Here is a 15,171-nt window from a genome sequence, read left to right on the forward strand (position 1 = left end):
GCGCCGGCTTGCATGTCGCAGGGTACCGAAGGCAGATCGCGCGGTCCAAGCCGAATAGCAGCACGATCAAGCCAAGGGGTGGCATGATCGACAGGTCCTGAGCGCCGCCTGGGTAGGATCAGTGCAAGTTGCGCAATGATTCATGCCGGATTGAGGTTGGCATCTGGCCGCTCTTGCGCGCTAGTCAAACGATCGGTCCGGACAGTCAACGATCCGGTTCACGGAAGCAATACCGATCTTGAGGGGATTACCGATGGCCAATTCCGCATTCCGCGGTTTCAAGTTCGCGCTGGTGGCAGGCGTTGCCGCAGCGGCGATGACCGCCTCAGTCGCCCGCGCACAGCAGGCACCGGCCGCCGATGGGCAGGCTGCGGGCGAGGCGGCCCAGGTGCCGTCCGAAGCGGACGAGCCGGCCATCGTCGTCACCGGCTTTCGCGAAAGCCTGAGCAGCGCGATCGGCATGAAGCGCCGTGAAATCGCCTCGATCGACGCGATCAAGGCAGAGGATATCGCGGAATTCCCCGATCTCAACCTCGCTGAATCGCTCCAGCGCATTCCCGGCGTGGCGATCAGCCGGGTGAACGGCGAGGGGCGGAACATCTCGGTTCGCGGCCTCGGCCCGGAATATACCCGGGTCCGCATCAACGGCATGGAGGCCATCGGCACCACTGGCGGTACCGACAATTCGGGCGGTGTGAACCGTGGTCGCGGGTTCGATTTCAACATCTTCTCGTCGGACCTGTTCAACAGCCTCGCCGTGCGCAAGACCGCCACGGCGGACGTCGAGGAAGGCTCGCTGGGCGCGACCGTCGACCTCACCATCGCGCGCCCGTTCGACTACAAGAAGTCGACCGCCACGTTCTCGGTGCAAGGCAGCTACAACGACCTTTCAAGGAAGGTGAAGCCGCGCCTGTCCGGCCTGCTTACGACAACGAACGATGCCGGCACCTTCGGCGTCCTTATGTCGCTTGCCTATGAGGAGCGCAGCCTCAAGGAAGAGGGCGCGAACATCACGCGGTGGACCTATGGCGGGTTCGGAATCACCAAGGACACAGCCGGCAACCCCATCGCCAGTTCGGGCGGGTTCAACGCCGCCTCGACCCTGCCGGGCTACACCATCGCCCAGATCAACAACACCGACGCCAATACCGGGCTGTTCCACCCGCGCATTCCGGGTCTCGTGTCCTACGATATCAACCAGAAGCGTCTCGGCGGGGCGCTCTCTCTCCAGTTTCGCCCGGCCGACAGTACGCTGATTTCCATCGACGGCCTTTACTCGCGCCTTGATGGCACCCGTTCGGAAGCGCAGTTCCAGGCGATCAGCTTCAGTCGTTCGGGCGCAGGCAAGCCGCAGACGATCATCCGCAGCGGTACGGTCGATGCGAACAACAACATCATCAGCGGAACCTTCGACGCGGTTGATCTGCGCGTCCAGTCGCGCTTCGACAAGCTTGTCACCGATTTCTACGAAGTGACCGGCAACCTCGAACAGAAGTTCGGCGACCGCCTGAAGTTCACTGGCCTTGTCGGCTATTCCAAGTCCGCCTTCCGCAATCCCATCCAGACGACGGTCACGCTGGACGCGGCCAATACGAACAACTTCTACTACGACTTCTCGACCCGCTTCCCGACGATCAAGCCGGGGGTCGATATCTCCAACCCGGCAACCTTCACGTTCACCAACGGCACCTCGGAAGTCCGCATCCGCCCGCAGACGGTGGACAATGCCTTCACCACCGCGAAGGGCGCGCTGGAGTGGACCGCGACCGACCAGTTCAAGGTCAAGGCCGGGGTGGACTGGCGCCGGTTCACCTACGATTCCACCGAGCAGCGCCGCCTGCAGGCTGAAACGGTTGTCCAGACCCTGACCGCCGACCAGATCGCGGCCGCGACCACGCTGTTCTCGGGCTTCGGCCGCGGGCTCAACCTGCCGGGCGGAACGCCGAGCGCGTGGATCGTTCCCGATCTCGACAAGTTCCTCGGCCTCTACGTCCAGGGCAACCCGCTCTATGCGATCGGCGGTATCGAGAACGCCACGGCGCGCGGCTCGTTCATCACCGTCAAGGAAGAGGACGTCGGGGCCTGGGGCATGGCCGAGTTCAATCTTGCGGATTCGGGCCTGCCGGTGCGGGGCGACGCGGGTGTGCGCTATGTGAAGACCAAGCAGTTCTCGACCGGCTATGCGAGCCAGGGCAGCACGATCAGCCTGGTCGGGGCCGATCGGTCATACACCCGCTGGCTCCCTTCGGCGAACCTCGTGATCGACCTCAACGACAAGCTGATGCTCCGTCTCGCGGCGGCCAAGACCTTGGCGCGTGCCGGCATCGCTTCGCTCACGCCGGGCGGCAATCTCAGCATCTCGGGCGGAAACCGCACTTTCAGTTCGGGCAATCCGGACCTGAAGCCGACCGAATCCACCAACTTCGATGTCGCGATCGAGTTCTACCCGGCCAAGGGGGCGATCTATTCGCTGGCGCTGTTCCAGAAGAACATCGGGACCTTCGTCCAGACCCTGAGCGTGGGCTTGCCGTTTTCCTCGCTCGGCCTGCCGGAATCGCTGCTGACCGGCACCGGTGTACTGCCGACCGATACCTTCATCGTGAGCCAGCCGGTCAATTCGAGCGGGGGCAAGCTCAAGGGCTTCGAGGTCAACGTCCAGCAGCCCTTCAGCTTCCTGCCCGGCGTGCTGTCGCACTTTGGCATGCTGGCGAATTTCACCTACGTGGGCTCGAACATCCAGTATCTGACCTCTGCCAATGGCAGCACTTTCGTTACCGCGCCGCTGGTTGGCCTGTCGAAGTATGCCGCGAACGCCACGCTGTACTACGAAGACAGCAAGTTCTCCGTCCGTGGCTCGATGGCCTATCGCTCGAAGTACCTGACCGCCGTGCCCGGCACGGAAGGCAATGCCTGGAACGGCACCAACAAGACGGTGAATTTCGACGCCCAGGTTTCCTACACCATCAACGATCACCTCAAGCTGAGCCTGGAAGGGATCAACCTGACGGACACGAAGAACGACCAGTTCGTGGACGAGACCAACCGCCTGAACGTGCTGACGCACAGCGGGCGGCAGATCAATTTCGGGGCCAAGTACACCTTCTGAACATGATCCGGCCCGTGGTCATGATGCATGTGCGGTTTCCGCCGAGCTTGCGGAACGCCCAGGACCTGTTGTTCGAGCGTGGCATTGTTCGGTGTCACGAGCCGGTGCGGTCAGATCCGGCCGGGCGGGGCATTCGCTAACCCGGTGGACCATCGCCGGACAAGATCGATCGTCCAGGAAGGGACGAGCCTTGCGGCCCGTCCCTTCCTGTCCGCCAACTTCTCCGCCTTTCAGAAGGCGAAGCCGATCCGGCCGCCGAACGACTTGGTCGATCCCAGGTCGCCCCAGACCGTCAGCTCGACGCCCTTCCGGGCAATGCCCATCAGGCCGCCTTCCAGCCGCACCCAGGTGCCGCGCTGTGCCATGTCGATGTCCGCCACGGTCGCCGTGTTGGCGACATGGAGGTAACCGTCATCCTTGAACTCGTGCATGACCTTGGCGCCAAGGAACGCGCCCCAAGCCGAGGGGAAGAGCACCCGGGCGCCGAGGCGGCCGCGCATGGACTCGTCATGCTGCCAGTCGAAATTCAGGCCATACTGGTTCCAGGCATCGATGCTCGTCTTGACGTAGGACAGGCCGGCATTGAGATCGAAGGCGATCGAACCTGTGGAACCGGTCTTCAGCCCGATCTCGCCGTCGACACCGGTCGAGTGCGCATCGCTGCGGAAGCCGACAGCCCGCGCATCGTTGGCGAAGTCGATGTGGTAGTCGTCACGCTTGAGCAGCACCCCGGCGTAAAGCCCCGAGGCCATGCCGAAATGGGCATAGGCGCCGTAGTTGTAGCCCTCCGCCTTGATCCGCGCGGTCACCGGTTGCTCTTCGCTGCGCGCCCATTCGTAGCCGCCGGTGGCCCCGATCACGAAACCGGTGCCGCGGAATTCCAGACCGACCTGTGCCCCGCGCCGATGGGTGCGCAGCTTGTCGGAATAGGTGATCGTGGTGCCGTTCACCACGGCGGTGCGGTTATCGTCGCCGTAGCGATCCTTGGACTCATAGAGCTGGCCCCAGATGCCGACATTGCTGCCGGTCACCAGAGATCCGGCATGACGGCCCATGATCGCGTCGTGGTAAGCGTCGAATGACTGGTACCACAGGTCCTGTCCCATCGAGCCCACGGCCGCCAAGGCGGTGAACGAGGGGTCGAGGGTGGACGCGATGAACGTGTCGTTGCCGACCTGCCGCAGCCCGTAGTTGAGGAAGCCGATCTGGGCATCGGCCGGGGCCAGCGTGAAGGCCCCAGCGCTGACCGTTCCGGTGCTGTCGACCACGATCACCCCGGTCGGATTGTAGAGCGGCGAGCCGACCAGGTTGACGTCGATCACCGTCGAGCCGGTGACGTTGCCGTTCACTATCAGCTTGTCCGCCGTGTTGAGCCCGCCATCGACGTCGACCGCCAGCCGCGAGGCGCCCGAACCCGCGAAAGGCCCGTTGATGGTCAGCGTGTCGTTGGCGGCCCCGTCGACCATGGTGATCAGGCCGGTGTTGTTGAAGGCGGCAAGGCCGGCGAGGCTGGCCGTCCCGCCGACCGCGACGAGCTGCCCGGCATTGTTGACGGTGGTGCCGGTCAGGGTCGTCGTGCCGACAGCGTTGACCGTGCCCGAGGCATTGTTGTTCAGGGTCTCGAGCCCGTTCACCGTTGCCCCGGTGGTCAGGTTGAGCACGGCGTTGTTGTTCAACCCATCCGTGCCGAGGCCGAAATTGCTGGTCCCGGCGAGGGTCAGGGTGCCGCCGTTGGTCAGGCTGTCGTTATTGCCGGTCAGGTTGAAGGCGCCCGCAGCATTGCCGGTTGCGCCGATCGCAACGGTCGTGGCCCCGCCGGCGGCGTTGACGAGATAGCCGGTTGCGCCAGTGGCCATGTTCGCCGTGCCGTTGATGGTGACCGTGTTGCCCAGCGTACCGGCCAGATCGATTGCGTCATTGGCGCCTTGCCCGGTCACGGTCGCGCCCGAATTGACCGTCACCGTGTCCGCGCCCAGCGTCACCAGATGGACCGCGTCGGCCCCGGCCGAGGTCGTCGTGCCGCCGGTCAGGGTGACGTTGATCGTCCCGGCGCCGCTGTCGGCGAGGTTGATCGCCCCCAGGGCGCCGGTCGCGCCCGCCGCATTCACCGTGAGGGTGCCGGTGGTACCGCGCGCGAAAATGCCATAGCCGGCCGTGCCGCTGACGGGCGCCGTGCCGGTCACCGTGATCGCACCGGTGCCGGTGGCGACCGCGGAAATGCCCGTCGCCGCGGACTGGACGCCGTTCACGGTCAGGAGCTGGTTGCCGCTGCCCGTGGTCGCGATCAGGCCCGGCCCGGTCGAGGTGATCAGACCGGAATTGACCGTAAGGTTTCCGCTGGTGGTCGAGGCATTGATCCCGGCGGAGGTGGTCCCGATGGTGGTTACGGTCCCGGTCGTCAACGAAACGGCACCCGCGCCGCCGATGACCAGCACGCCCGGTGCGGTTGCGCCCGTTGTGGCGATGTTGCCGGATGTCAGGGTAATGGCCCCGGGCGAATTCAGGATCACGCCGGCACCGGCCGTGTTGACCGTGCCGAGGCGCGCGATGATCGAGGAGCCGTTGATATTGACCCCGACCGAGCCGGTGCCGGTGGCGGCGACATTGCCGCCGGTCAGGTCGACCGTGCCGATGGTCGGAAGCACGCCGGTCTCGTTGAGCAGGATTGCGGTCGATCCCGCGCCATTGGCCGAGACCGCGCCGACCGTCGCGGTGAGCGAAGTGCCGCCCGCCGCTTCCAGCCCGGTCGTGCCGGTTCCGGTCGCGGTGATGTTGCCGCAGGAAACGTTGACGACCGGCCCGCGGGCATAGACCCCGGAGGAATCGTTGCCCGTCGCGGTCACGGCGCCGCCGCAGGTCACGCTCGCCGTGCCGGTGTCAGTGATCGCCGCAAGCGCAGTGCCGCTGATGCCGGTGATGCCGGTGGCCCCGGTCACCCGCACGGTCGCGCCGGTCGAGCCGATCGCGGCCACGCCGATCGGCGAATTGGCCGTGGTCACATTGACCCCGCCGTTGACCGTGGCGCTCGCCGCGCCCGCCGGGGCATAGGCGACCAGGCCGACCAGCGGGTTGGTGGTGCCGGCCACGCCGAGATTGCCGTTGACGGTGAGGGTCGAATTGCCGGTCGTGGCGATGCCCGCCGCGCCCGCGCCGACCGAGGCGCCAGCCGGGAAGACGATGCTCACCGGCAGGACGACATCTGTGGCGGTGACGTTGGTCGCGGTAATCGCGCCGGTCGTCGCCGTAACGCCGGTGCCGACGGCGAGCAGGCCATAGTCGTTCACCGTCGCAATCGAACCCAGCGTGGCGTTGACCGCTCCGGTACCGGCAACCAGTAGCGCCCCTGCGCCGATGCCGGTGTTGGCCAGGTTGAGGCCGCCGCCGCTGCCCGCGGCGATGGTCAGGTTGCCGACAGGCACGGCAATCAGGCTGGGCGCCGCCAGGCTGGTGGTGATGGCCCCGCCGAGTGTCGCGTTGAGGTCCGCCGTATCGCTCAATTGCAGGCCCTGGCCGACCACCGTTCCGACGGCAGCGGTCGCGTCGATCGTGCCGGTGGCGCCGCCGTTGGTGCAAGTCACCGCCGTGCCGCCCTGCGTGCAGACGCTCTGACCATGGGCAGGGGCGCAAAGCGCGAATATAGAGGTGGCAGCAGCAAGAATAGCGCCATTACGGCGCGTGGAAAATACGCTGTTCATCAGAGTTTCTCCCTCATGAGATGCGCGGCATCCTGCCGTTAACCGGCATCAAATTGTTGTTTGCAGTGAAGTGGTTGCGTGCGTGCGGTCGACCATGTCGCCCGTTTCGTCCCAACCGGCGACGGGCGGACCGGTTCCATTCCGGATCCAAAAAAATTCACTTGAGGTTCATGCACTTGACGGTTTCGAACCGATATTGGTCGCGTCAGAGGCGGGCTCACCATCAACTGATTGAGTTGGTCGGCAGACCTGATGGATTCTTGGTCTTTTGACTGGCTGGGATCGCGAGGATTGCTTGCCCTTGATCTCCGACCATTCGTCTGAAGTGGCGCTCTGCCAATTTTTCCGTTCTTTCGCAGTTTTGGGCAATGGGCGCTGGTTAATTAAAAATTACGTCGACTTATCGAAGACTTGCTGTCGTTCCGAGGCAGTAGAAATTTTCCGCCAAACGGAACTGAACTCCATTCGGGCAGTTGCGAGGCCGGGGGATTATTGCCCTCCGCTGCATCTGGGAGGGTCGGGTGAGCAAAGAGCCTGCGACGTGTGTTGTCGAGATTGGACGGCGAGATCTTGTGAACGCCTTGCGCAAGCTGCGCAGCGGTGATTTCACCGTCAGTCTGCCCGAAAGTGGCGACGGGTCGGACCAGGAGATCGCGGCCCTCTTCAATGACGTCGTCGGGCTCAATCGCCGGATGACCGAGGAGTTCCAGCGTCTTTCCCGCGTCGTAGGCAAGGAAGGCAAGATCGGCCACCGCGCGAGCGTTCGCGATGCGGTCGGCGACTGGGACCTGACGCTGTGCGCGATCAACGAACTGATCGACGACATGGTCCAGCCCACCACGGAGGTCGCCCGCGTCATCGGTGCGGTCGCCAAGGGCGATCTGTCGCAAAGCATGGTGGTCGAGATCGAGGGGCGCGCACTCAAGGGCGAGTTCCTGCGGATCGGCAAAGTCGTGAACACGATGGTCGAGCAGTTGGCCAGCTTCGCCTCGGAAGTGACGCGCGTGGCGCGCGAGGTCGGCACTGAGGGCAAGCTGGGCGGGCAGGCCCGGGTCAGGGGCGTCGCCGGGACCTGGAAGGACCTGACCGACAACGTCAACCTGATGGCCGCGAACCTCACCGGACAGGTCCGCAACATCGCCGAGGTGACCACCGCGGTCGCCTTGGGCAATCTTTCGAAGAAGATCACGGTTGACGTGAAGGGCGAGATTCTCGAGCTCAAGAATACGATCAACACCATGGTCGACCAGCTCAACGGCTTCGCCTCGGAAGTGACCCGCGTGGCGCGCGAAGTCGGCACTGAGGGCAAGCTGGGCGGGCAGGCGCAGGTTCCGGGGGTCGCCGGGACGTGGAAGGACTTGACCGACAACGTCAACCTCATGGCCGCGAACCTCACCGGGCAGGTCCGCAACATTGCCGAAGTGACCACTGCCGTGGCTTCCGGCGACCTTTCCAAGAAGATCACGGTGGACGTGAAGGGCGAGATTCTCGAGCTCAAGAACACCATCAACGTGATGGTCGACCAGCTCAACGGCTTCGCCTCGGAAGTGACGCGCGTGGCGCGCGAGGTCGGCACCGAAGGGCGGCTCGGCGGACAGGCGCGTGTGCCGGGCGTGGGCGGCACGTGGAAGGACCTGACCGACAACGTCAACGCCATGGCCGGCAATCTCACCGGGCAGGTCCGCAACATTGCCGAAGTGACCACCGCCGTGGCTTCCGGCGACCTTTCCAAGAAGATCACGGTGGACGTGAAGGGCGAGATTCTCGAGCTCAAGAACACCATCAACGTGATGGTCGACCAGCTCAACGGCTTCGCCTCGGAAGTGACCCGCGTGGCGCGCGAGGTTGGCACCGAAGGGCGGCTTGGCGGGCAGGCGCAGGTTCCGGGCGTCGCCGGGACGTGGAAGGACCTGACCGACAACGTCAACCTGATGGCCGACAACCTGACGGGGCAGGTGCGCAACATCGCGGAGGTGACCACGGCAGTGGCGCGCGGCGACCTGTCCAAGAAGATCACGGTGGAGGTGCGCGGCGAGATTCTCGAACTGAAGAACACGATCAATGTGATGGTCGACCAGCTCAATTCCTTCGCCTCGGAAGTGACCCGCGTGGCGCGCGAGGTCGGCACCGAAGGGCGGCTCGGCGGGCAGGCGCAGGTTCCGGGCGTGGGCGGCACGTGGAAGGACCTGACCGACAACGTCAACGCCATGGCCGGCAACCTGACGGGGCAGGTGCGCAACATCGCCGAGGTGACCACGGCCGTGGCGCGCGGCGACCTGTCGAAAAAGATCACGGTCGATGTGAAGGGCGAGATTCTCGAACTGAAGAACACGATCAACACGATGGTCGACCAGCTCAATTCCTTCGCCTCGGAAGTGACCCGCGTGGCGCGCGAGGTCGGCACCGAAGGGCGGCTCGGCGGACAGGCCCAGGTCGAGGGCGTGGGCGGTACGTGGAAGGACCTCACCGAGAACGTCAACGCCATGGCGGCCAACCTGACGGGGCAGGTGCGCAACATCGCGGAGGTGACCACGGCAGTGGCCCAGGGCGACTTGTCCAAGAAGATCACGGTGGACGTGAAGGGCGAGATTCTCGAACTGAAGAACACGATCAACACGATGGTCGACCAGCTCAATTCCTTCGCCTCGGAAGTGACCCGGGTGGCGCGCGAGGTGGGCACAGAGGGCAAGCTGGGCGGCCAGGCGCATGTCCGCGGGGTCGCAGGCACGTGGAAGGACCTGACCGACAACGTCAACCTCATGGCCGACAACCTCACCGGGCAAGTCCGCAACATTGCCGACGTGACCACGGCCGTGGCGCGCGGAGACCTGTCGAAGAAGATCACCGTCGACGTGAAGGGCGAGATCCTTGCCCTCAAGAACACGATCAACACCATGGTCGACCAACTTAACGGCTTTGCCTCGGAAGTGACGCGCGTGGCGCGCGAGGTCGGCACCGAGGGCAAGCTGGGCGGTCAGGCGCAGGTGCCGGGCGTTGGCGGTACGTGGAAGGACCTGACCGACAACGTCAACCTGATGGCCACCAACCTGACCAACCAGGTGCGCGGCATCGCCGATGTCGTGACCGCGGTGGCGCAGGGCAATCTCAAGCGCAAGTTGATCTTCGACGCCAAGGGGGAAATCGCGGCGCTGGCCGAGACGATCAACGGCATGATCGAGACGCTCTCCACTTTCGGCGACCAAGTGACCAACATGGCCCGCGAAGTGGGCGTGGAAGGGCGGCTTGGTGGGCAGGCCCGCGTTCCGGGGGCGGCCGGGCTGTGGCGCGACCTCACCGACAACGTGAACGCGATGGCGGCAAACCTGACCAACCAGGTGCGCTCGATCGCCGAAGTGTCGACAGCGGTGACCAAGGGCGATCTTACGCGCTCGATCGCGGTGGAAGCGTCGGGCGAGATGGCGGCGCTCAAGGACAACATCAACGAGATGATCCTCAACCTGAAGGATCAGACCCTCAAGAACGCCCAGCAGGACTGGCTCAAGACCAACCTCGCCCGCTTCAGCCGCATGTTGCAGGGCGAGCGCGACCTGGCGACCATCTCAAACCTGATCATGTCGGAACTCGCCCCGCTGGTGAACGCGCAGTACGGCGTGTTTTACGTTACCAGCCGTGAGGACGACGACACCCGGCTCGACCTGGTGGCGAGCTACGGCGCGGACAACCATGAGGAATTGAAGCAGCAGTTCGCTCTGCGAGAGGGCCTGATCGGCCAGGCCGCGGCCGACAAGCGCCCGATCCGGCTGAGCCAGGTTCCGGGCGACTTCATCCGCATCGGCTCTGGGCTTGGCCATGCCGCGCCGGCCAATATCAACATCCTGCCCGCCCTGTTCGAGGACGAGGTCAAGGCCGTGATCGAACTCGCCTCGTTCGAAGAGTTCAACGAGACGCACCACAGCTTCCTCAACCAGCTGATGGAAACGGTTGGCATCGTGCTCAACACGATTGCGGCCACCATGCGCACCGAAGGGCTGCTCGCGCAGTCGCAGTTGCTGACCCAGGAACTGCAGGCGCGGCAGACCGAGCTGACCCGCAAGCAGGAAGAACTGCACACCACGAATGACCAGCTTCAGGAAAAGGCCCAACTGCTGGAGAACGAGAAGCGGCAGGTGGAAGCCAAGAACTTCGAGATCGACATGGCCCGCCGGGCGATCGAGGAAAAGGCCGAGCAGCTGGCCCTGACCTCCAAGTACAAGTCGGAATTCCTGGCCAACATGAGCCACGAACTGCGCACGCCGCTCAATTCGCTGCTGATCCTCTCGAAGCTGCTGGCCGACAACCAGCAGGGCAACCTCAACGAGAAGCAGACCGAGTTCGCCCGCACGATCCACAGTGCGGGGACCGACCTGCTCAACCTGATCAACGACATCCTCGACCTTTCCAAGATCGAGTCCGGCACGGTGTCGATCGAGATCGGCGACATGTCGTTCGCGGCGATGAAGCAGCACATGGAGCGCACGTTCAGGCAGCTTGCCTCGGAAAAGGGCCTGGCTTTCGAGGTGGACTTCGCCGACACGCTGCCCAAGTCAATCCCGACCGACGAGAAGCGGCTCCAGCAGATTGTCCTCAACCTGCTGTCCAATGCCTTCAAGTTCACGTCGATGGGGGGCGTCACCCTCCGGATGCGTCCGGCAACGCAGGGGTGGAGCGCTGCCCATCCGGTGCTGGGCGATCTCGATACGGCACTCGAGATCTCGGTCAGCGATACCGGCATTGGCATTCCGGAAGACAAGCAGAAGCTCATCTTCGAGGCATTCCAGCAAGCCGATGGCACGACCAGCCGCAAGTATGGCGGGACCGGCCTCGGCCTCTCGATCAGCCGCGAGATCGCCCGGCTGCTCGGCGGAGAACTGCAAGTCCGGTCAGTGTCCGGTGAGGGGTCGGTGTTTACCCTTTATGTGCCGATGAAGCCGCTGATAGCACCGGCCAGCCTCATGGGCAGCATTGCCGCCAGCGCCGACCCGCCAGCCAGTTACGCCCCCGTGGACGATCGCGACGACCTGAACGACACGCCGTTCGTCTTGATTGTCGAGGATGACCCGGCATTCGCCAGCATCCTGCTCGAACTGGCGCATCAGTCGGGCCTGAAGGGGGTCATTTCGTCTGCCGGTTCGGGGACCGTTGCCATGGTGCGCAAGCTACGGCCCAGCGCGATTACCCTTGATCTTGGTCTATCCGACATCGATGGCTTTGTGCTGCTCGACCTTCTGCGGCACGAACCTGATACCTGCGACATTCCGGTCTATGTCATTTCGGGGGCGGAGCAGGCCGCCCACGCGCTGACGCTGGGCGCGGCCGCCGTGCTGGAAAAGCCGGCCGGGCGCGACGAGCTTTGCAATGTGTTTGAATCCATCGCCAAGGACCCGGCCAACGCGCCGCCGCGGCGCAAGCCACAGAAGAAGTCCGGCCGGAGCAAAGTTGGCGGCAAGACCGGCCTCGTCGGCAGCCGTATTCTCATTGTCGATGATGACATTCGGAACATCTACTCGCTGACCAGCGTGCTGGAATCCCACGATGTCGAGGTAGTCCACGCCGAGCGCGGCGCCGAAGGCATCCGCTTGCTGGAAACCATGTCCGGGATCGATGTCGCCCTGATCGACATCATGATGCCGGAGATGGATGGCTACGAGACCATGCGCCAAATCCGTCGCTCACCGGCCATCGCGGACGTTCCGCTGGTAGCGGTGACGGCCAAGGCAATGAAGGGCGACCGGCAGAAATGCCTCGATGCCGGGGCGTCGGACTACATATCCAAGCCGGTCGATATCGATCTGCTGCTTGCGCTCTTGCGGGTCTGGATTGGCCGGAGCCGGAGCCCGTCAACGGCCGGCTCCTCGTCCCGCGGCAAGCGGGCCGCGTGATGGGAGCGAAGGATTTCGCTCGGTCTTCCGCCGAGAGTTCGGCCGAATTCCCGGTCGTTCCCGCGCGGATCCTGTTGGTCGATGACGACGAGCGTAACCTGCTCGCCCTGTCGCATGTGGTGAAGGACATCGCGGAGGTTGTGACGGCGGCCTCGGGGCGGGAGGCCTTGCGGCACCTCCTGCTCGGCGAATTCGCGGTGGTCCTGCTCGACGTGTTCATGCCGGGCATGGACGGCTATGAGGTCGCGCAGTTGATCCGCGAGCGCAAGCAAACCGCCCGCATCCCCATCATCTTCCTGTCGGCCGTGAACAAGGAAACCGAGCACATGATGCGCGGCTATGCGATGGGCGCGGTGGACTATGTGTTCAAGCCGGTCGACCCGGTCGTCCTCGCCTCGAAGGTCAGCGTGTTCGTGGACCTTTATAACATGCGCCAGCGCATCGAGGCGAAAAGCCGAGCGGAGCAGGCCCTGCGTGAGGAGAGCTTCCGCGCCCAACTGGAGCGGCTCCAGATCGAAAGCGAGTTGAGCGCGTCCCGCGCCCGGCAGGCAGCGATCGTGGCCGCATTGCCGCTTGCCTTGTTCGAAGCGGTTCCCGGCGAAAACGGGATGCTGGTGCGCGAGTTCATCGCGGGGGACCTGGCGCGGCTGGCAGGGGTTGATGCGCCGGCGCTCGAAGCCGGGACGCTTCGTTGGGAAGATCGCATTTGCGTCGATGATCTGCTGGCTCTGAGCAGCGCTGCCGAGGCTTATGCCGACGAGGTCATTTCGAATGAATACCGCTGGATTGGCAGCGACGACAGCTTGCGGCATTTCATCGAACATTGCGTGCCGATTGCCTGCCAGGACGACGGCGGCGTGCGGTGGGCGGGCACGATGTTCGACATTACCGACCGCAAGAAGCTCGAAGCGCAGTTGGTCCAGGCCGGAAAGATGGAAGTGCTCGGCCAGCTGACGGGAGGCATTGCTCATGACTTCAACAACGTTCTCGCTGCCGTGCTGGGCGGTGTGCGGCTACTCGAGCGCAAGGTAGGCCTCGACGAGAACGGGCAGCGTCTCATAGCGCAAATGCGGATTGCAGCCGAAAAGGGCGCCGACCTTGTCAGGCGCATGATGGCCTTCGCCCGCAAGCAGGACCTTGTGCCGGTCCGGGTTTCTCCGGCCGAACTGTGCGAAACCGTTTCGGGGCTGGTCGAACAGACGCTGGGTGCTGCGATCACGCTCGAGTGGGAATGTGCCTGCGACGATCTCGCATTTTTTGCCGATCGTTCGCAACTCGAGCTCGCCTTGGTCAATCTGGTGATCAATGCCCGGGATGCCATGCCTGACGGGGGCAAGATCGAGATCACCACCCGGCCGGCCTCTCCGGACGAGGCTGCAGAGAGGTCCATGGCTGAAGGCGCTGCTTTCCTGTGCATCGAGGTGCGCGACGACGGCATCGGCATTCCCGCTGCATTGATCAACCGGATTACCGAACCCTTCTACACGACAAAGCCGCTCGGCAAGGGGACGGGGTTGGGTCTGTCGATGGTAATGGGCTTTATCCAACAATCCGGCGGAGCCATTGACATAAGCAGTGAGGAGGGCGCGGGAACGGTGGTGCGCATTTTCCTTCCTGCGGTCCGCCACGGGCGGGCAGATAAGGCCTCGATCATGCCCGAAACCGAGCGAGGGAAGCAGGTGGTGCGCCGTGTCCTGGTCGTGGACGATGAGCCGACTGTCCGCTCGATCGTCGCGGAGCAACTGCGGGCCTTGGGCGCCGAGGTCGTTGAGGCGAGCAATGGCGCCGAGGCGCTGGAGTGCATTGCCGAGCCAAATTTTACGATTGATATGGTCATTTCCGATTATGCGATGCCAGGCCTCAATGGTCTTCAGACGATTGAACGTGCCCGACACCTGCGCCCTGATCTACGCTTCGTCTTGATGACCGGTTATTCCAATAATGCTCCTTCGACCTCTGACCGGACCATCCCGGTCCTTCAAAAGCCTGTGAGCGAAGCGGAGTTTGATGCATTGTTGCGGGAGCGGGATTAGCGACCTCAGCCCCCTGGATTTCCCGACGCCTTCGATCCCGATTTTGAGGACCGGAGGCGATGATGGCTAAGCCCACTTTCAGCGATGCATTCAAGCGTGATGCCGTGGCCCGGATCACCGAGTGCGGGTGGGCTGACGTCTCTCCGAGGAGGCTGGGCGGCGGCATCAGGTTCGCGCCGCATATTTCGAAATAATTGCGCCAGCCCGTGGGTCGAGCCTGATCAGGCGTCTTGCAATCAACGTGCACAATTGATCGTCAAAAAATTGCGAGCGCGTCCATAAGTTCGGTGCGGGAGAGTCGTGGTGAAATTTGCGCCCAATGCCATGGCGACAATCATGATTGTCGCTTTCGTGCCGACGAAAGCCGCACTCGCGGCGGAATTTGAGGTCCGGGAAGGTGATCGCGCATGGTGATCGCGGCCTTGCAGGCCGGCGCGGCCATCGACACCGCTTTACAC

Annotated in this window: 4 protein-coding genes; 3 read left to right on the top strand and 1 reads right to left on the bottom strand. The window is 63.9% G+C overall.

Translation table 11 applies throughout. The features are described from left to right. Positions 1-253: 253 nt before the first annotated feature. Positions 254-3,106 carry a TonB-dependent receptor gene (locus H7F51_RS07425; protein ID WP_221774051.1) on the top strand — a complete coding sequence of 951 codons (2,853 nt, stop codon included), beginning with the start codon at positions 254-256 and terminating at the stop codon, positions 3,104-3,106. 230 nt (positions 3,107-3,336) lie between these two features. On the opposite strand, the gene H7F51_RS07430 is transcribed toward H7F51_RS07425, so the two are convergent. Then, on the bottom strand, positions 3,337-6,801 hold the full coding sequence (locus H7F51_RS07430) for an autotransporter outer membrane beta-barrel domain-containing protein (protein WP_185663615.1): 3,465 nt from the start codon (positions 6,799-6,801) through the stop codon (positions 3,337-3,339). Positions 6,802-7,373: 572 nt separating this feature from the next. On the opposite strand from H7F51_RS07430, the gene H7F51_RS07435 reads away from it, so the two are divergent. Together H7F51_RS07435 and H7F51_RS07440 are read left to right on the top strand one after the other, a co-directional pair. Then, the gene (locus H7F51_RS07435) at positions 7,374-12,680 is read left to right on the top strand and encodes a HAMP domain-containing protein (protein ID WP_343061243.1); all 5,307 of its coding nucleotides are present in this window, start codon (positions 7,374-7,376) and stop codon (positions 12,678-12,680) included. Beyond that, positions 12,680-14,713 carry a response regulator gene (locus H7F51_RS07440; protein ID WP_185663801.1) on the top strand — a complete coding sequence of 678 codons (2,034 nt, stop codon included), beginning with the start codon at positions 12,680-12,682 and terminating at the stop codon, positions 14,711-14,713. The genes H7F51_RS07435 and H7F51_RS07440 overlap by 1 nt, the downstream gene beginning before the upstream one ends. Positions 14,714-15,171 lie beyond the last annotated feature (458 nt).

This window comes from Novosphingobium flavum, from assembly GCF_014230315.1.
GTDB lineage: Bacteria > Pseudomonadota > Alphaproteobacteria > Sphingomonadales > Sphingomonadaceae > Novosphingobium > Novosphingobium flavum.

Excerpts from the sequence above, each read along its gene's own strand:
- H7F51_RS07425 (WP_221774051.1), top strand. The coding sequence starts at position 254 with ATGGCCAATTCCGCATTCCGCGGTTTCAAGTTCGCGCTGGTGGCAGGC.
- H7F51_RS07430 (WP_185663615.1), bottom strand. The coding sequence starts at position 6,801 with ATGAACAGCGTATTTTCCACGCGCCGTAATGGCGCTATTCTTGCTGCT.
- H7F51_RS07440 (WP_185663801.1), top strand. The coding sequence starts at position 12,680 with ATGGGAGCGAAGGATTTCGCTCGGTCTTCCGCCGAGAGTTCGGCCGAA.